The following is a 17,910-nucleotide window of genomic DNA, read 5'->3' as shown; positions in this document are numbered from 1 at the left end:
ATCACAGCTGTTCGGGACTGCCCGTCTGGATGGTGGTCGGATCACGCTTGCGTCTGCGGGGAGCACAGCCCAGCGTTCTCCTGTCTGGCGGCTGGCTTCGGATCATCCCCGCGGATGCGGGGAGCACACTTCTTGACCTGAGACCATACCTGCTTTTTGGCCGTTTTTGCTTTACTTTCATCGCGCGGAGCGCCGATCCCAGACGTCACCAGCAACACCGAACGCACCGCAGCCCTTGCACCCTGGCTCGAGCACTACAACACCCAACGCCGCCACGGCGCACTCGGCGGCCACCCACCCACCAGCCGACTGCCGCCAACCTGATGGCCAAGTACACCTAGGTCCTTCCTGGTTGGCGGGGCAGCTTGTCGAGGGTGGGCGCGCGCCGTCGCTCACCCGCCATCGCCACCGGGTGTTTCTGCGGGAGCTGCCGATGTCGACGGGTCGCACTCTGGCCTGGCGGCGTATCGCCGACCGGATCGTGGCGCTCGTGGCCGGCAACGACCGGGGCGATTCCGATGTCTGACCGGTATCGCCGGCGGACGGGCACCGGTTCAGCGCCTCGCGTCGGTGAGCAAGCCGACACGAGGCCAGATTCTAGAAGTCTGTGCTGCAGGCGGTCGCTCGATCGGGTGGCCGCCCTCGCGCGAGCATGCCGGCCGACGCGACGATCATCGTTATGACCGGGACCGCGCCGCGCGAAGTGGTGATCCAGCGCATTCCCGCCACCGGCGGCTTCTGCTGGAGCTGCCAGCAGACCGCCGTCTCCGGCGAGCGCCTTCCCGGCCGGCACCACCGAGTACGCCTGCTGTGCCGTCAACACGACCAGGCCGTATTCAATCCGCCCGCCGGCCCCAGCCACCAAAGCCGCTAGCGCTCCTCAGCCGGCATTCCGTATACGAGTTCGGCCCAGGTCCGTCCGAGACTGGCAGGGGGATGAGAATGGAACAGCCGATCACGCTCGACGTCAACGCCTCCGACGTGCACGCCGAAGGCGCCCGCCTCCGGGAACGCGGGCCGGTCACCCGGATCGAACTGCCCGGCGGCGTTCCGGCCTGGGCCGCTACCAGGGACCATGTCCTGCGTCGGCTGCTGGCCGACCCTCGGGTGTCCAAGGACGCGGTGCAGCACTGGCCCGCGTTCACCAGCGGGGACATCGCCGAAGACTGGCCGTTGCGGATTTGGGTGTCGATCCGGAACATGTTCACCGCCTACGGTGCCGACCACCGGCGGCTGCGTTCCCTGACCGCGGCCGCCTTCACGGCCCGCCGCACCGAGGCTCTCCGCCCGAAAGTCGAAGAAATCACCCGGGACTTGCTCGACGCCATCGAGGCGGATTCCGGTGACGCGCCCGTCGACCTGCGGGCGCGGTACGCCTACCCGCTGCCGATCGAGGTCATCTGCCGGCTGTTCGGCGTCCCCGGGGACAAAAGGGCCGGAATCCGCAAAGTAGTGGACGGCTTCTTCGACAGCGCGATCACCGCGGAACAGGCGCAGGAGAACGTGGCGGCGGCGTACGCCCTGTTCACCGACCTGATCGCGCAGAAGCGCGCGGCGCCCGCCGACGACTTGACCAGCGCCCTGATCGCCGCGCGCGACGATCGGGACGGCGCGCTGACCGAAACCGAGCTCGTCGACACGATGATGCTGATGATGACCGCCGGCCACGAGACCACGGTGAACCTGCTCGACCACGCCGTCACCGCGCTGCTGACCCACCCTGATCAGCTCGCCCTGGTCCGGGCCGGGCGACGGTCGTGGACCGCCGTGGTGGAGGAGACGCTGCGCTGGCAGGCGCCGATCCCGTACACGCCGCTGCGGTACGCGGTCGAGGACATCGAGGTGGACGGCACGGTGATCCGGCGCGGCGACGCGATCTTGGTCGGCTTCGGCGCCGCCGGGCGCGACCCCGCCCAGCACGGCGACACCGCCGACGAGTTCGACATCAGCCGCGCGGCCGCACCGCACCTCACCTTCGGCTACGGCGTGCACCACTGCCCCGGCGCGCCGCTGGCCCGGCTCGAAGCCGAGGTGGCGCTCCCGGCGCTGTTCGACCGCTTCCCGGACCTGACCTTCGCCGTGCCACCGGAGGAGCTGGCCACCCTGCCCACGTTCCTGTCCAACGGGCACACCAGCCTGCCCGTTCACCTCCGGCCCGCACCGCGCTGACGCCGGAACCCTGAATTCAGACGCCTGACGAATTTGCGGTCGAAGACGACGGCATTCTGTCCCGGCGACCGACCTACCGCCGGCATCGTGCAGCCCCTGCTCGAACCCGGGGAGGTCGTCGGCGGGCAGTCGCTGCGACTGCAGCTGGACGCGATCGGCTACGCGACTCGGCCTTCAACGTCCCCCGCAAGGGTGTTTCATTGAGTTGGCGGATTGGCGCGGATTGCGAGGGGATATCGATGATCACGCGTAGCTGCTGGGGACGTGGCTACGGTGAGGGATCAGGGGCGTGGAGACGCGGGGAAACGTCGCCGCTGCATGTGCGGAACCCTCGTTGCCGGCGCCACTCGGTACCGCCGAGGCGCTGCCGTCCTCACGACCGCGCCTAGCCTCGGCTCGGACGGCCCTGCCATGCCAGCGACTGCCTCAGCGAACGTCCGCAGCGCCGAGATCGCTGACCACGTCATCGCGCCGGAAGCAGGTTCCAGCAGTTCGAGGCCGTGACGGTCTGGTCGCGGCCACGATCCTTCGCGCGGTACACCGCGTCGTCGACGGCCACTACGCACGAAGTTGCCCAGGAACGGGAGAGACGTCGGCCGGGCTGGCCTGAACTGAGTGTCGCGGTATCGCCCTGCGCCACAGGGCAGAATCGAACGATGACCGGGCACAAGAACGTCATCAGGGGAATCGTGTTCGGGCCGGTTGTGCAGGCCGGGTCGATCAGTGGCGGAGTGCACCTGAACCTGCCGGCGCCCGCACCCGTGGCGCTCGCGGGGCTGCCGCCGGACGAAGGGTTCATCGGGCGCGCCGAGCACGCCGCCACGTTGCGGGAGGTGCTGGGCCCACGGTCCGCCACTTCCGTGTGTGCCATCGCGGGGCTGGCCGGAGTCGGCAAAACCGCGCTGACCGTGCACGCCGCCAAGCTGGCGATGGCCGATGGCTGGTTCCCCGGCGGGGTACTGTTCGTCGACCTGCAGGGTTACGACACGGCACGGGTCGTCGACGCCCACATCGCCCTGGGCTCGTTCCTTCGCGCGCTGGGTGTGCCTGGTGAGCACATCCCATCGGAACCGGCTGAACGGGCACTGCTCTACCGCTCGGTCCTGGCGACTCGCGCCGCCACCGACGGGCCGATGCTGGTGATCGCCGACAACGCGGCCGATCTCGACCAGGTCCTGCCGCTGCGGCCGGGCGAGCCGGGGCACCGGATGCTTGTCACCAGCAGGCACACCTTGCCGATCCCTGCCGCGCGGCGACTCGAACTGGACGCGCCACCCATGCCGGAAGCACTCGCGATGCTGGCGGGTGCCTTGACCGCATCGCACCCGGCGGACACCCGCATCACGACCGAATCCGGGGACGCCGTCGCCCTCGCGGAATTGTGCGGGAAGCTGCCGCTGGCGCTGGGCATCCTGGCGCACCTTCTGGCGGATCAGCCGGCGCGGCCGCTCGCCGAGGTGGTCGACCTGCTGCGCGATGCCCACGACCGCATCGGTGAGCTTGCCTACGGCGACTCGATAGCCGTACGCGCGGCGTTCGACGCCTCGTACCAGCGCCTGTCGCCCGAGCAGGCACGTGCGTTCCGGTTCCTGGCGCTCAACCCGGGCCCACACGTCGGGACCGGCGCCGCGAGTGCACTGCTCGACCGGTCCAGCGACCGGGCCCGACGACTGCTCGAGGAGCTGCGCCGGGCACACCTGCTGCAACCGGCGATCGGCGACGGCACCTACCGGTTCCACGACCTGCTGCGCCTCTACGCCGAGGACCACTGCCGCGCCGAAGACACCGAGGCCGCCGACGCGCTGGAACGCCTGCTGGCGCACTACGCCGACGTCGCGGCCGACGCGGACAGCCACCTCGTCGTCCTCGCCCAGAAGGAGGGCCGGGCACCGCGGTTCACGTCTCGGCAGGACGCGCTGACGTGGTTCGACGCCGAACGTCCCAACTTGGTCGCGGCGATCGACCGCGCCGGAGCCACCGGTCACCACGCCCATGCCGTCACCACCACCCGGCACATGTACTGGTTCTTCCAACTGCGCAAGCACTGGGCTGACTGGCTCACCACGCACGAGGTCGCCTTGGCCGCCGCCCGCGCGACCGGTGACGACGTCATGGCGGCAACGATGCTGAACCGGCTCGGCAACATCCACCAGAAACTCGCCAGGCCCGAGGAGTCGATTCCGTTCTACGAGGAGGCACTGTCACTTTTCGAGGCCGCCGCAGACGCGCGTGGTCAGGCACAGGCGCTGATCAACCTCGGGGTCGTGTTCACCAAGCTGGGCCGGCCGGCCGCCGCGCTCGACCACCACGACCGGGCGCTCAAACGCTACCGGCAGCTCGGCGACCGGATCGGGGAAAGTCTGGCCCTCGCGAGCGCCGGTGCTGTGTACCGGGAGCTCGGCCGCCTCGATGACGCCCTGCGGCACTACCTGCGCTCGGCAGACCTGTGCCGGGAGCTCGGCTACCGCGATGGGGAGGCCAAAAGTTTCAGTAACCTCGGCAATCTCTACACCGACGCCGGGCGCCTCGACGAGGGCCTGGCCGCGTACCGCAAAGCGGTCGACATCTACCGTGACCTCGGCGACGAGGCGGGCACCGGCCTGGTGCTGACGAACCTCGGCACCACCTACGCCCAGCACGGGGACATCGAGCAGGCGCGGTCCTGCTACGCCGAGGCGCAGGCCGCCTACGAAGCCGTCGCCTCGGAGGAGAGCCTCGAGTGGGTACGTTCGTTGATCGCGCGACTGCCCCCGCCAAGCAAGAAGGCAAGGCGCCTGTTCAAGCGCCGGTGACGGCTGTCGGTCGCGGGTGCAGGCCGAGGCAGTGAGGGCTACCTCAGGGTCGTCCTTCATCTTTCAGGAGTTCCTGCGCTGCCGGGCCGCTTGCCGGCTGCCACCTGCCCAACGATGACGGGTACGACGTCGAGGGCCGCAATCCCGGGTGGGCACTGACGGTTACGCAAGTTCCTGAGCAGGCGCGAGCGAGAGCCGCACACCGTCGCCGTCATCGAACAGACGTTCGAATTAGATCGCGGGGCGGCGACGCGCCGATCCGAGCAGTGCGCCGCAGCCGTGAGGCGCTCCCATGACATCCCCCTTCGGGGATGCGTCCCAGATACGCCGACAAAGCAGCCGCTTTGTTCGAGTTTGCGGTGATACATCCCCCCTCACCGACCACGAACTATCACCGATCGTCATCAGGTCATCACTCAGAGCCTTCTTTTTGCGGAGGGAGCCGTGTATGACGTCTTCGTCACCCCTCTTGCGCAGGCTGCGCCGGCCCGGCCTCTGCCAGGCCAGCCGGCCACAGCCCGGCCGGCTCTGGCGGAGCTCTTGGCCCGGCCGGCGCAGGCGCACTGGACCTACGCCATGAGCAGGGTGGATGCCTCAGGACGCATCGCCGACAAACAGCTGGTGAGCGTCCTCGGCTGGAAAGTCGACGACCGGCTGATCACCACTGCCGAAGGCACCTCGGTGATCATCCTCGGCCGCGACAGCTGCGGGCCCGACTCGCTGATCACCAAGGACAGGGTCCGACTTCCCGTCAGCCTCCGAACCCGATGCGGCATTCGCATCGGAGATCGGGTCCTGCTCGCCGCCTCGCCCAAGCTGGACTTGCTGCTCGCCTACCCCCTCTCGACCCTCGAACGAGCACTCGGCACCCTTCACCAGGCGAACGCGGAGGCCGACCGGTGACCGACACGCACAAGACAGCCGCCGATCCGACCGCGGCCGCACGCCTGGTGCTGGAATCGCTGGGCGTCTCGCTCAGTGATCTGCAGGCGAACGAGGACACCACTGCCGTCACCTCGCCCACCTTCCGCGAGTACATACCCGTCGTCGCCGCCGACACCCCGGCAAGTTCCCGTCGACTGTGGAGCAACTACTGGCGCTTCCTCGTCGCGCACTGGGGCGACCGGCGAGTCGACGAGCCCAGCTACAACGAACTGTTCGACCTCGCCGACCAGGTCGAACAGCGCGCCAGAAGCCGCAAAGGATCCCGCGGCGGGCACGGCGCCAGGTCGAACTTCGTAGACGCCATCAAATGCGTCTACCGCCATGCGGTCGACGACGAGTACGTCCGGCCTAACCGCAATCCGGCAGCGAAACTGCGTCGCTCCGGCTCAGCCCAGCCGCGCCGACGTGCTCTGAGCGCAGCACAGCTGACCGAAATCACCCACACCGCCGCCACAACCGGTCCCAATCCCGCCCTCGACTCCCTGGTTCTTCGACTGCACACCGAGACAGCCTGCCGGCGCAGCGGCGTCCTCTCCCTGCGCCGCCGCGACCTCAACGACCAGGACTGCACCATCTGGCTGCGCGAGAAGGGCACAGCTCGGGAGCGGCCTGTGTCACCTACTGTGATGGCCGCACTGGTCGACCACTTCGAGGTCCACGCCCCTTCGGGAAATCCCGATGACCCAATCCTCAGATACGCAAATGGGCGTCCCATCGGCGACAACTACTTTCAGGGGCTCTGGCAGCGTCTCCGTCGGCACCTGGACTGGGCCGACCGGTGGGGCGTGAGTGCTCACTGGCTCCGCTACACAACGCTGACCTGGGTCGAACGCAACTTCGGCTACGCGATGGCCGCCGCCTATGCCGGTCACGCACCCGGAGGCGTGCGCAGCGGTAACACGCTCACCTACGTCCACCCGACACTGGAGGAACTCTCGATAGTCCTGGCGACATTGGTCGGCGCACCGCATCCGCTCGCCGTCGGACTTCGCCCCGTGGATACCGGGAGTCTCGCGTTGCAAAATCGAGGCGTACGGATGCTCCTGCCCGTCGACGATGACGTTCGTTGGCGGGCTGAGCTTGAGCGCTCCTTGAACCATCGACCCGTCACTCTCACATCAAGTCAGACGGCGCTTTGCGATCCCGTCGACCCTGTTCGGCAAGTTCGCCACCAGCTCGAGCAAGCCGAGCGCTACGGCATGAGGCGTCCAAGTCAGCGCACCCTCGTCACGGCTACCGGACTACCACGAGACACCGTCCGAGAGGCGCTCAACAAGATCAAGCTCGAATTGATCGCCGACCACACACCTGACGTGCCGAAGCCCTCAGCCGGGTCTGCCCAGACTTCGGTTGACACCGGAGCTGACTGTTTCTCAGGCCCCTGACGCGGTCGTATAGATGGTCTCAAAGTCGACCGGGGTGAGCTTGCCCAGCCCCCGTTGCCGGCGTTTGCGGTGATACTTCGTCTCGCATCCGTCGCCACCGGATCGTCGCCGGGACGAGCGAAGGCGCTCACGAGTTCGCCAAGAGCGCGATCGAGGCGCTCGGCGTACCATTCAGACTCGGCTAGTACTCCAGCCGCACTTCGTCGCGGATGGTGAGTCTTCGCTGGTAGTGGGCTTGTCGGGCTTGATGTTAGTGGCGCCGGTGTGACCATACCTAGGTGGGGAGGCGGTCGAGTGGGGTGGTGATCAAGTGTGTCAGGAGAGGCTTGATCTCGCCCAACGTGACCGGGATGAGGTCGCTGCCAAGGCTTTTGGGGCTATCGCAGCGGTGACGGCCAGGTAGGTATGGGCGAGCATGGCCGGTACCGGGCGTCGCAACGGCGGACCTGGTACTGGTCCAGGCCGACGTCGGTCTTCGCGGTCTGGAAACAGTCCTCGATTGCCCAGCGTGCCGCGGCCACCCGGATCAGCTCTTATCGGTCGTTACGTTAAGCCGCAACACAAGTAGTAGGCGATCTCGGGCTTGTCCTTGCCTCTGCCGCCGCCGCGGCGTTCGCGGACCGGCGGGGGAACGGCTACCTGCCTCTGTTCCGCCACGGCTCGGACGACCCGCCGCGGTAGCAGCAGGACCACGCGATCCGGGAAGGCGCGCTGAAGGCGTCCCGCACGACGGGCTCACGACCCTCGTCGCCGTGCTGAAAGTGGTCGGAATGTGGCCGACCGATCCGTGACCGACCCTGTGCGATTCCAGCCCATCGCCCCGGTGCCCCCGGGTGTGCTCTCCGAGCACACCCGGGGACACCGGCTCGCGTTCCTGGCACTTCGTGTTCCCGACCAAAACGCCGCCGTCTTTGTCATCGACAAGGCCCTCACCCCCGGCACCAACAAGTAAGCACTCCCGGGCGTCCGCGGCGGCTCGATCGGAGCCGCCGTGGACGATCTGGCGCCCCGATCCGACGCGCGGGTTCCCATGACCCGCGCGTGTCCCCCAAGCCGGTCATCGCCGCGGCTCGTTCACTTCAGGGCTTCGGAGATGGCCGGCTCTCTTGTTTCCGGCCCTGATGTCCCGCCGATCTCGGCTGACCCACCCGGCCATTCTGCGCCGCGTGTCGGCAACAACGAGGATCTATTCCAGCGGCCAGGGTGAACCTCCGGCCGGGATCGCTATCCTCCTCGTGGTTGAGCTCACAGCCGATCACCAGCGCGCAGATCCGTCACGACGGTCGCGCCGACCTTCCTCCACGCACCCCTCCGGTGCGAGACAGTGCGGTGTCCATGATGTCACCATCCGATCCCGCTGCCGACGGGCATCACCCGCTGGTGGGCCAGCCCCACAGCGACGACGAAGAGGGCTCGGTCGCCGAGGCGGAGGCCGAAGCCGCCGAAATCAGCACGCCCGAACAGCCACTGGGAACCGTGGGCAAGCGGCTCGACCGCCGCTCCCCGTTCTACATCGGCATGACCGCCGCGGCCGGCGTCGCCGTGACCTACGGCCTGATCCAGCTCCTCACCGGCGCCGAGCAGATCCTCGTCCTGGTCGGGCTCGCCCTGTTCCTCGCCATCGGCCTGGAACCGCTCGTCTCGTGGCTGGTCACCCACCGCTTCCCGCGCTGGCTCGCTGTCACCACCGTGTTCGTCGTCGCCTTCGCCGCGGTCGGCGGTTTCCTCGCCGCCGCCATCCCCGTCATCGTCGAACAGGCCACCGCGCTGGTCAACCAGGCCCCGCAATACCTGCGCGAGGCTCAGGACCACAACACGCTCCTCGGCCGCCTCAACGAACGCTTTCACCTGCAGCAGGCGATCGAGTCGTCGGTCAGCTCCGGTGGCGGCCTCACCAGCGGCGTCCTCGGTGCCGGCAAAGCGGTCTTCAACGCCGTGACCGACACGCTGATCGTGGTCGTCCTGACCATCTACTTCGTCGCCGACCTGCCCCGCATCCGCGCCACGATGTACCGGCTCATCCCGCACTCCCGCCGGCCCCGGGCCATCCTCATCGGCGACAACATCTTCGCCAAGGTCGGCGGCTACGTCCTGGGTAACTTGGCCGTTTCCGTCATCGCCGGCGTGCTCACCCTCATCTGGCTGCTGATCTTCGGCGTCCCCTACGCGGCGCTGTTGGCCATCGCCGTCGCGGTACTGGACCTCATTCCGGTGGTCGGTTCCGTGGTCGGCGGTGTCCTGGTGAGCCTCGTCGCGCTCACCGTGTCGCTACCGGTGTGCCTGGCCACCGTCGGATTCTTCCTCATCTACCGGCTCGCCGAGGACTATCTGCTCGTGCCGAAGATCATCGGCACCGCCCTCAAAGTCCCCGCGCTAGTCACCGTCGTCGCCGTCCTGCTCGGCGGCGCCCTGCTCGGCGTCATCGGGGCGCTGGTCGCCATCCCCGTCGCCGCCGCCATCCTCCTGCTGGTCGACGAGGTGCTCTACCCACGGCTCGACCAGGCATGATCATCTGCGCCGATGCTGGTAGCGCGCATCAGCCGACCACCCCCACGTGTGTTGAGGAAAGGAAGATACCGTGAGTGCACTTCGTCTTCCTCTGCTGGTGTCCGCCGCGGCACCGGCCTTCTTGCTCGCCGTCCCGACCCGGAGTCCTCCTCCACCGCACCAGCCCCGGTCGCGCAGGCCCTAAAAGGCAGGGACACTGTCTTCACCACAACTTGGGTTCTACCTCAGTCTCCTGCGGGTCTGCGGATCGCCTGCCACCACAGCTGGGCCACGACTGCGGCGGCGGCCTGCTCGGCGACGGACTCGCGCTCGGTGACTTCCTTCCCCGCCGCAGGCATCACGAAATGCGGGGCACCGGAACCTCCGGTGCCCCGCTCTCGTGTGCTACTTGCTGACCATCAGACGTTCAAGGCTTCCTGCCGGTCCGCGATGGAGCCGGTGTCACTAGCCCGATTCGTCAACACGTGCGCCGTCGGAAGCGTTTGTGCGAATCCGACGGTCGAGTGCGACGAAGATCCGTTTCCAATTGGCGAGTTCGATTCATTATGATCCACACTGGACATTCGATCTCTTGACCTGAGGAGTCCACCGAAGCCAAGGCCGGCGGCATTCAGAAGCCCCCGGCCGTACTACTTCTACACCAATGCAGCAGGGATGCAACCCGATGCTCGGCGGTTACCGCGATGTCCGTTCGCTCTCGAGCAGGGTCGTCCCGACCAGCTGCCGCAATCTGCCGGATCGCATCCGGATGACGAGGGCGGTCAGCGGCGCGCGCAGCAGCAGGCCGATCAACGCCACCCCGGCGCCGAGCACGGCACCGGCGAGAACGTCGTGAACGTAGTGCGCGCCGAGGTACACGCGGGAAAATCCGATCAGCACCGCCACCGCGAGCGAGGCGAGCCCAACCCGGCGGCCGACGAGGAGCAGCGCGACGGCCGCGGACACGGCGATCGTCACGTGGTTGCTGGGGAACGAGTAGTCCGTCGCGAAGTCGCAGGTGGCCACGGTCGGCACGGCCGGGTAGCGGATGCAGGGGCGCGGTTCCTCCACGAGGATCTTGACGAGGTTGCTCAGGCCGTAGGCGAGGCCGACGGCGATCGGCACCCAGAGCACGGCCGCCATCCGGCCGGCGTCCTGGCGGCGTGCGCGCCACCACGCGAACGCGGCGACGAGCACGAGCAGCACCAGGCCGACGTTGGTGAAGACCTGGAAGAACCCGTGCAGCCACGGCGTCGCGCGAGCGAACGCGAGCACATCCAGGTACCAGCCGCCATCGATGGCTCCGCCGTCCACCGTCCCACCCTTCCGTTTAATTGACAACGTCGTAGAACTTCTACTTCAGTGTAGATGCTCAACGAGTGCTCCGCCGTCGGGAGGTGGCGAACGGGGTTTCGACAGGCAGGTAGATTGGTGGTATGCGGATGCGGCGAGACGACGGTGCCCGGCGTGCGCCCGGCGAGCTCGAGGCGCAGGTGCTGGCCGTGCTGTGGAAAGCCGACGGCCCGCTGGCGCCGGCCGAAGTCCGGGAGCGGCTCGGCGCCAGCCTGGCCTACACGACCGTCGTGACCATCCTCTCCCGGCTCCACGAGAAGGGCGTCGCCGACCGGAAGAAGCTGGGCCGGTCCTTCCGATATCGCGCTGTCGACGACGAACCGGGGCTGGCCGCGCGGCGGATGACCAAAGTGCTCGACAACGAACCCGATCGCGACAGCGTGCTCGCCCGTTTCGTCTCGAACCTGTCCGAGTCGGACGAACATGTGCTCCGCGAGCTGTTGCGGCAGAACGAAGGCTGACCGCATGGATCCCGACTTCTGGGTACCCCTGCTACTGCCGTTCGCGGCCTGGCCGCTGGCGCGCATCGTCGCCCCCCGGCTACCGCCGCGTGCCGCAAGCTGGCTGCTGACCACCGGATGCCTGGTGCTCGCCGCCGCCAGTACCGCGGCCCTGACATTGCAGGCTTTCGCCGGTCTGACGCTCGTACCGGCCATCGCTCAGGCCGGCCATTGGTCACCGCAGGCCCTGAACACCGTGGAACCGGTCAACGTTCCCCTGGCGATCGGCTGCGGGCTCCTGCTGAGCGCCCTGGGCCTGGCGTTCACACACACGGCCGTGCGGTACGCGCGCTGGAGCCGCGCACTGACCCGGGAACTCGACGAACACAAGCCGGCCGCGGGAATCATCATCCTGCGCGGCAAGGAACCCCTCGCGTTCTCCGCGCCGGGCCGCGGCGGCCGGATCGCGATCTCCAGCGGCATGCTCGACGCCCTCGGCCCGGCGGAACGGGACGCCCTGCTGGCGCACGAACGCGCCCATCTCCGCCTGCGCCATCACCGCTTCCTCATCGCGATCACTCTCGCCGCTGCGCTCAATCCGCTCCTGCGCCCGCTTTGCTCGGCAGCGAGGTTCGCCCTCGAACGCTGGGCCGACGAAGCCGCCGCGCAGGACCTCGGCGACCGGACCGTGGTGGCCAAGGCCGTCGCCAAAGCCGCGCTCGCCGGACGGGCCCAACCCGGCTTCGCGCTCGCGGCGACCGGCGGACCCGTGCCCCGGCGGGTCAGCGCCCTGCTGACCGCGCCCGCCCGCCGTCTGCCGGCCGCGCTGCTCAGCGCCGCCCTTGTCCTGGGCGTCACTGGCTGGTCCGCCCAGACGGTGCTGGACTCGGCCACCGACCTGCACCAGAACCTCGAATCCGCGCAGGACTCCGCCACGGACGCCCGGGGAATCCTCCCCGACGACCACGACGAGTTCGACCGCTGAACCGGATTCAAAGAGGCGCTTCGAGCCGGTAGCCGTGCCCGCGCAGCGTCGTGATCACCGGCACCGTCACGCCCGTCCCATCGCCGAGCCGCCTACGCAGAGCGGCCATGGTGACATCGAGGGTCTTGGTCGGCCCGAACCAGTGCTCGTCCCAGACTTCCGCCATGAGGTCTTCGCGGCTGACCGCGACACCCGGTCGGCGGGCCAATGCGGCGAGCAGGTCGAACTCCTTGGGCCGCAGGGAGATCTCGTGTCCGCCCAGCAGGCATCGCCGCGCGTCGACGTCGAGCACGAGGTCGCCGAGGTGGACCGGACCGGTGCCGGCGGGCGCGGCGGGGCGGCGGCGCAGGTGGGCCCGCAGGCGGGCCAGCAGCACGGTGACGGTGGCGGGTTTGACCAGGTAGTCGTCGGCGCCGGCGTCGAGGCCGACGATGATGTCGATCTCGTCGGCCCGAGCGGTGAGGATGATGATCAGGACGTCCGGGTCCGCGCCGCGCAGGGTACGGGCGACCTCGACGCCATCGGTGTCCGGGAGGCCGAGATCGAGCAGGACGACGTCGGGTGCGCTCTGCCGCGCCTGCGCCAGCCCGCCTTCCCCGGTGCGGCACCAGTGCACCTCGTAGCCGTTGGCGAGCAGTCCGGTGCGGAGGTGGCCACCGATCGCCGGGTCGTCCTCGATCAGCAGGACCTCGACGGCGTCGTCGGCGCGCTGGATGCTCATGTGCCGGATCGTAGCCAGTGCGGCCCCGGCCGGCCCGGCGCGCTGTGCCTGCTCACAGATCCCGCAGCTCCTCCACCGCCGGACGGGTCGACGCCCGGGCGCTGAGCAGCGCGGCGGTCGCGAGGGCGGCGATCACGGCCGCGGCCGTGGCCGCCAGGTAGCTCCAAGGGACGGCGATGGCAGACGGCGGCGGATCGAAGACACCGGTCAGCACGGACACGAGCATCCGGGCCAGTCCCCAGGCGATGACAGCGCCGCCGAGCAGGCCGCAGGCGCCAAGGAGCAGCCCCTCACCGAGCACGAGTCCGCGCAGCTGCCGCCGGTTCGCGCCGAGCACGGCCATGATGGCCAGGGTGCGTCGCCGTTCGGCCAGCCCGACGGCCAGGACGATGCCGCCGGCACCGGCGGCCAGCAGGACGGCGAAGGTCAGCTCGAGCCGGGTCAGGCCGTGCAGGTTGACCGAGGTGAGGCTGGAACCGACCTGCGCGCGGGTCTGCGTGAGGTCGGTGACGGCCGTGCCTGCCCCCAGCCGGGTCCGCAGTGCCGCGGCGACCTCGGCCTGACCGGTCCCGCCGGTGTCGACGAGGAAGGCGCCGACGGCGTCGGAACCGGTCATGCGGGCGAGGTAGGCGGCGTTGGCGACGAAGAAGCTGTCTTTGGGGGCGGTCGGGAACTCCTTGACGATCCCCGCGTAGTGGAACGGCACGGTCTGCAGCTGCTTCGTGCGGCTGTCCTGCACCCGGAGGTTGACCAGATCGCCCGGGACGAGCTGGAAGTCCTTCACCGTTTCGGCGCTGACCAGGATCGCGTCGGGCTGCCGGGCGAGTACGGCCATCAGCTCGGCCGCGGTGCCGCCTTGGAAGTAGGCGTCCTGCAGGGCGGTGGCGTGGGTGATGGTGTCCGGTCGCACGCCGTAGAGGTCCTGCAGATCGGCGCCGACGTAGGCGAACCGGTGCTGGATCGGCTCGACGGCGCGGACCCCGGGTACGGCCCGCAGCTGACCGGCGGCGGCCGGTCCGACCTGTGTGCCCGGTGACTCGGTGACGGTGACGTCGGCGCCGTTGGTCAGCTGGGCGTCCGCCTCGGCCTGCTGCTGGTAGGTGCTGTTGAACACCGCGGTCGACGCGGCGAAGGACAAGGCCAGCGCGAGCAGGACGATGGCCCGGGCAAGGATCCGGCGTTGACGGGACAGGCTCGCCGCGCCCGGGGCGGCGAGCTGGCCGGCGAGGGGCCGCAGCAGCCGTTCGAGCGGGCCACGCCCGTGCGAAAGGGCCAGGAGCACCAGGCGCCACAGCAGTACGGCGGTGCCGAGCCACAGCAGCGCGGGTCCGAAGAATGCCCAGTACGACACGGAAATCGACGGCACGCCCTCCGGGGCCAGCACCAACGCGTAGTCGTTGCCACTCGATGCCCAGAAGACCACCAGCGATCCACCGATGAGCAGGAAGTCGCCCCCGGTTTTGAGCCACCACGGGGTTCCGTGTTTTCCGACGGTCTGCCGGGCCTGGGCGACGCTGCGGCCGCGCAGGTCCACGACCGCGGGGACGAGGACGGTGAGGGTGGTGATCAACAAGCCCGCGGCGAACGCGACGACGAACCACAGCATGGTCGCCCCGATATCGGCACCGGCCGGAGAGGGTCCTAACGCGAGGCGGCCGGCCGCGGCGGCGATGCCGAGTCCGGCGGCGCCGCCAAGGACACCGACGAGAACGGCTTCGCCGACCGCGAGCCGTACCACTGCTGCCGGTGCGTAGCCGCGAGTGCGGAGCAGCGCCTGTTCGGCACGCCGGCGTTCGGCGCCGGAGCTGACCAGCGCCGCGGTCAGCAGTGCGGACAGCACGACCCCGGGCAATCCGAGGAACAGGAAGAGCATCTGGGCGTAGGCGGCATCACCGCGGGCGGCGTCCAGTGCCGCGGCGACGTTGTCACCGACCAGCGCCGCGCCGGCGGCCCGGGCCTCGAAGTTGTGCGCGGCGGCAATCGCCGACTGGTACGCCGCCGCCGGATCGCCGGGCCACGAGGTGGTGAGCCGGACGTGGAACTGGGTCGTCCCGGGCTGGCCACTCAGCTCGGCGAACATGGCTTCCGGCACCAGCAGCACGTTGTCCGGAGGCGCCGCGGGCTGTGCCTGGGCGGCTGCTCCGACCTTCTGCAACAGGGAATCGGCCTGGGGCAGGTCGACGACCCCGGCGACGGTGACCGTCAAGGGGCCTGCCCCGCCGCGTCCGATGCCGACCTGGTCACCGGGGCGCACGTGCAGGTTCGACGCGGTCTGCTGCGCGACGAGCACGCCGGCGGAAGCGCCGGCCAGGTGCCGGATCTCACCTGGGAAGGCCGCTGCGTAATCCGCCGGGACACCGAGGACGACGCCGGGCCCCGTGGTCTGCGTGGTGCCGTCGCCGGAAGCCCGGAAACCGGGCGTCCGTGCGATGTGGACGCGTTCCACCGCACCGGCTCCGGGGGTGGTGCGCAGTTCCTTCGCCACAGCCTGGGGGTCTCCGCCGGGCTGCACCTCCACCTGCCAGTCGACGGCGACCGAGCGCAGTGCCCGCGCGGTCATCGTCGCCTGTGACGCGGTGAGGAACGCCCCCAATGCCGCGATCAGCGCCACCCCGAGCGCGATGCCCGCCGCGGTGGCGAGCACCCGGCCGGTCCGGTGCCGCAGCAGCCCGGCCAGCCAGCGCAGCGTCATGAGCGCACCACGGGCGTGAGCAATCTGCCTTCACGCATCGTCCAGTGCGTGTCGAGCCGATCGGCGACCGCATTGTCGTGGGTGGTGACGACCAGTGCGGCCTCGACGTGATCCGTCGCGGCGAGCAGTGCGTCGAGCAGACGGCGACCCGCCGCGTGGTCGAGTTGGCCGGTGGGCTCGTCGGCCAGGACCAGGCGCGGACGCCGGGCGAGCACCCGCGCGACGGCCACCCTCTGCGCCTGGCCGCCGGAGATCTCCTCGGGGAGGTTCGCGGCCAGCTCCGCCACGTCCACCAGTTCCAGGGCCTCGGCCACCCGTCGCGTGACTTCGGACCGTTCGACGCCCGCGATGACGAGCGGGAGGGCGGTGTTTTCCGCGACGTTCAGGGTCGGCACCAGGCTGAGGCTCTGGAAGACCACCCCGATCAGGTGCGCGCGGGTGTCGGCGGTCACCGGCAACCCCGGCCACGTGACCTTCCCGCGCGTCGGCCGCTCCAGGGCCGCCATCAGGTGCAGCAGGGTGGACTTGCCCGACCCGGACGGCCCCGCCACGGCGATCCGGGCCCCGGCCGGCACCGTGCAGGTGGTGCCGTGCACCGCGACGACGGCCGACGGGCCGGTGCCGTAGGTGCGCGACACGTCGTCGCAGGCCACCATGATCTCGGTCATCCGGCCACCGCCCCGTCCCGCAGGGTCAGCACGCGGTCGGCGATCCGCACCACCTCGGCGCTGTGGGTCACCACGAGCAGCCCGGCGCCCCGGCCGGTGCGTTCCCGCAACAGGGACAGGACCTCCTGCTCGGTCGACCCGTCGAGCTCGCCGGTCGGTTCGTCGGCCAGGATGACGTCCGGCTCGTTGACCAGCGCCACCGCCAAGCCGGCCCGCGCGAGCTCGCCGCCCGAGAGCTGCGCAGGCACGGCCCGGCCTCGGCCGGCGAGGCCGACCTGCTCGAGGAGTTCGTCGGCCCGGACGCGGCCACGGCCGGCGGCGCGGCGGGCCAGCTGGATGTTCGTGCGCACGTCGAGGTGCGGGACGAAATTCCGGGCCTGGAGCAGGACGCCGATGCGAGCGGCGCGGACGCGCGCGCGATCGGCCTCACGGCGGTGGGTCACGAGCTCGCCGCCGACCCGGACGGTGCCCCCCGCCGGTTCGTCCAGACCGGCCAGGCAGGCCAGGAGGGTCGACTTCCCCGAACCGGACGGCCCGACCACGGCCACTGTCTCGCCCCGGTGGACCGTCAGTGACACGCCGCGCAGCGCAAGTGTCTCGTCGTCGCCGGTGCGGAAGAACCGGTACAGGTCGCGGGCCTCCAGCGCCGGGGCGGGTTCCGCCGTCATCCCTGCCACCGCAGGGAATCGGTGACCGTGCGCCACGGGTCGACGTTGTCGGCGTTCACCGGCCCGGACAGCGTCAGGTCGACCCGGGTGCCGGCGTGGAAGAAGACGTAGTGCTCGAAGGCATCCCGCACAACCTTTCCGGTGACCGGGTTCGGGGCCGAGTCGCCCTGGTAGGTCACCAGGACGGCCGGACCCGCCTGGCGGGTCACCGTGGATACCTGACCGAGGGCAAATCGCGGCACCTGGCCGCGCCACGCCGGAACGTCGGTCGCCGTGACCGAGGCGGCGGTCGGGGCGGACGCGGCGGCGGCCGTGCCGACCTGGACCTGGTTCAGCTTGTCGGTGAACGTCGTCGTCGCGCCCGCGGTGGACGAGGCCCAGCCCTCCGGGATCTTCACCGAGAACGCCGCGCCCGGCGGGGTGAACGCGACGAAGGCCTGGTTGTCCGGGATGTCACCCGGTGGGTTGGATTCCGTGGCCGGCTGCCCGGACTCCGATGTGGACGCCGAAGAGGTCACCGACGTCGGAGCCGACGCGCTCGGTGACGGGGGCGCCGGTGTCCCCGAACACGCGGACACCGCCCACGTCACCGCCAGCATTCCCCC

General features: G+C 69.7%; 14 protein-coding genes and 2 pseudogenes. 9 read left to right on the top strand and 7 right to left on the bottom strand.

What is annotated here, in order from left to right; translation table 11 throughout:
* Nucleotides 1-207 precede the first annotated feature (207 nt).
* From C2L59_RS26205 to C2L59_RS26180, 6 genes and pseudogenes are all read left to right on the top strand, one after another.
* Nucleotides 208-324, top strand: a pseudogene (locus C2L59_RS26205) (integrase core domain-containing protein); the annotation flags it as partial.
* A 355-nt stretch (nucleotides 325-679) separates the two neighbouring features.
* Nucleotides 680-874, top strand: coding sequence for a hypothetical protein (locus tag C2L59_RS26200; protein WP_158263109.1), 195 nt, complete (start codon nucleotides 680-682; stop codon nucleotides 872-874).
* Nucleotides 875-942: 68 nt separating this feature from the next.
* Nucleotides 943-2,169, top strand: a complete 1,227-nt coding sequence (locus C2L59_RS26195) for a cytochrome P450 (RefSeq protein WP_103352162.1) — start codon at nucleotides 943-945, stop codon at nucleotides 2,167-2,169.
* A gap of 656 nt (nucleotides 2,170-2,825) precedes the next feature.
* Nucleotides 2,826-4,961, top strand: a complete 2,136-nt coding sequence (locus C2L59_RS26185; RefSeq protein ID WP_146060433.1) for a tetratricopeptide repeat protein — start codon at nucleotides 2,826-2,828, stop codon at nucleotides 4,959-4,961.
* Nucleotides 4,962-5,405: 444 nt separating this feature from the next.
* Nucleotides 5,406-5,864, top strand: coding sequence for a hypothetical protein (locus C2L59_RS49245; protein ID WP_158263108.1), 459 nt, complete (start codon nucleotides 5,406-5,408; stop codon nucleotides 5,862-5,864).
* Nucleotides 5,861-7,291 (top strand): site-specific integrase, encoded by a 1,431-nt coding sequence (locus tag C2L59_RS26180; RefSeq protein ID WP_158263107.1) that lies wholly within the window; start codon nucleotides 5,861-5,863, stop codon nucleotides 7,289-7,291. Before C2L59_RS49245 ends, C2L59_RS26180 begins: the two co-directional genes overlap by 4 nt.
* A gap of 419 nt (nucleotides 7,292-7,710) precedes the next feature.
* On the opposite strand, the pseudogene C2L59_RS50420 reads toward C2L59_RS26180, so the two are convergent.
* Nucleotides 7,711-7,824, bottom strand: a pseudogene (locus tag C2L59_RS50420) (IS701 family transposase); the annotation flags it as partial.
* Nucleotides 7,825-8,671: 847 nt separating this feature from the next.
* Here C2L59_RS50420 and C2L59_RS26175 point away from each other — a divergent pair.
* Nucleotides 8,672-9,799, top strand: a complete 1,128-nt coding sequence (locus tag C2L59_RS26175; protein ID WP_103352158.1) for an AI-2E family transporter — start codon at nucleotides 8,672-8,674, stop codon at nucleotides 9,797-9,799.
* 675 nt (nucleotides 9,800-10,474) lie between these two features.
* Here the strand turns inward: C2L59_RS26175 and C2L59_RS26170 are convergent.
* Nucleotides 10,475-11,092, bottom strand: a complete 618-nt coding sequence (locus C2L59_RS26170) for a phosphatase PAP2 family protein (RefSeq protein ID WP_103352157.1) — start codon at nucleotides 11,090-11,092, stop codon at nucleotides 10,475-10,477.
* 122 nt (nucleotides 11,093-11,214) lie between these two features.
* Here C2L59_RS26170 and C2L59_RS26165 point away from each other — a divergent pair, with 122 nt between their 5' ends.
* Nucleotides 11,215-11,592 (top strand): BlaI/MecI/CopY family transcriptional regulator, encoded by a 378-nt coding sequence (locus tag C2L59_RS26165; RefSeq protein WP_103352156.1) that lies wholly within the window; start codon nucleotides 11,215-11,217, stop codon nucleotides 11,590-11,592.
* A 4-nt stretch (nucleotides 11,593-11,596) separates the two neighbouring features.
* The gene (locus tag C2L59_RS26160) at nucleotides 11,597-12,556 is read left to right on the top strand and encodes a M56 family metallopeptidase (protein WP_103352155.1); all 960 of its coding nucleotides are present in this window, start codon (nucleotides 11,597-11,599) and stop codon (nucleotides 12,554-12,556) included.
* Between the two features lie 7 nt (nucleotides 12,557-12,563).
* Here C2L59_RS26160 and C2L59_RS26155 read toward each other — a convergent pair whose 3' ends face one another.
* From C2L59_RS26155 to C2L59_RS26135, 5 genes are read right to left on the bottom strand one after another with little or no spacing between them, the layout of a single operon-like run.
* Nucleotides 12,564-13,277 carry a response regulator transcription factor gene (locus tag C2L59_RS26155; protein ID WP_103352154.1) on the bottom strand — a complete coding sequence of 238 codons (714 nt, stop codon included), beginning with the start codon at nucleotides 13,275-13,277 and terminating at the stop codon, nucleotides 12,564-12,566.
* Between the two features lie 52 nt (nucleotides 13,278-13,329).
* Nucleotides 13,330-15,969 carry an FtsX-like permease family protein gene (locus tag C2L59_RS26150; RefSeq protein ID WP_103352153.1) on the bottom strand — a complete coding sequence of 880 codons (2,640 nt, stop codon included), beginning with the start codon at nucleotides 15,967-15,969 and terminating at the stop codon, nucleotides 13,330-13,332.
* Complete coding sequence (locus tag C2L59_RS26145; RefSeq protein ID WP_103352152.1) at nucleotides 15,966-16,637, bottom strand: ABC transporter ATP-binding protein; 672 nt, start codon at nucleotides 16,635-16,637, stop codon at nucleotides 15,966-15,968. The genes C2L59_RS26150 and C2L59_RS26145 overlap by 4 nt, the downstream gene beginning before the upstream one ends.
* Nucleotides 16,634-17,305 carry an ABC transporter ATP-binding protein gene (locus tag C2L59_RS26140; RefSeq protein WP_103352151.1) on the bottom strand — a complete coding sequence of 224 codons (672 nt, stop codon included), beginning with the start codon at nucleotides 17,303-17,305 and terminating at the stop codon, nucleotides 16,634-16,636. Before C2L59_RS26140 ends, C2L59_RS26145 begins: the two co-directional genes overlap by 4 nt.
* Nucleotides 17,302-17,823 carry a hypothetical protein gene (locus C2L59_RS26135; RefSeq protein WP_233223684.1) on the bottom strand — a complete coding sequence of 174 codons (522 nt, stop codon included), beginning with the start codon at nucleotides 17,821-17,823 and terminating at the stop codon, nucleotides 17,302-17,304. The genes C2L59_RS26140 and C2L59_RS26135 overlap by 4 nt, the downstream gene beginning before the upstream one ends.
* Between the last annotated feature and the right edge of the window lie 87 nt (nucleotides 17,824-17,910).

The organism is Amycolatopsis sp. CA-128772 (genome assembly GCF_002904295.1).
In the GTDB taxonomy this organism is placed as follows: Bacteria; Actinomycetota; Actinomycetes; order Mycobacteriales; family Pseudonocardiaceae; genus Amycolatopsis.
The sequence above is the reverse complement of the archived record's forward strand: the minus strand, read 5'-3'. Positions and strand labels throughout refer to the sequence as shown.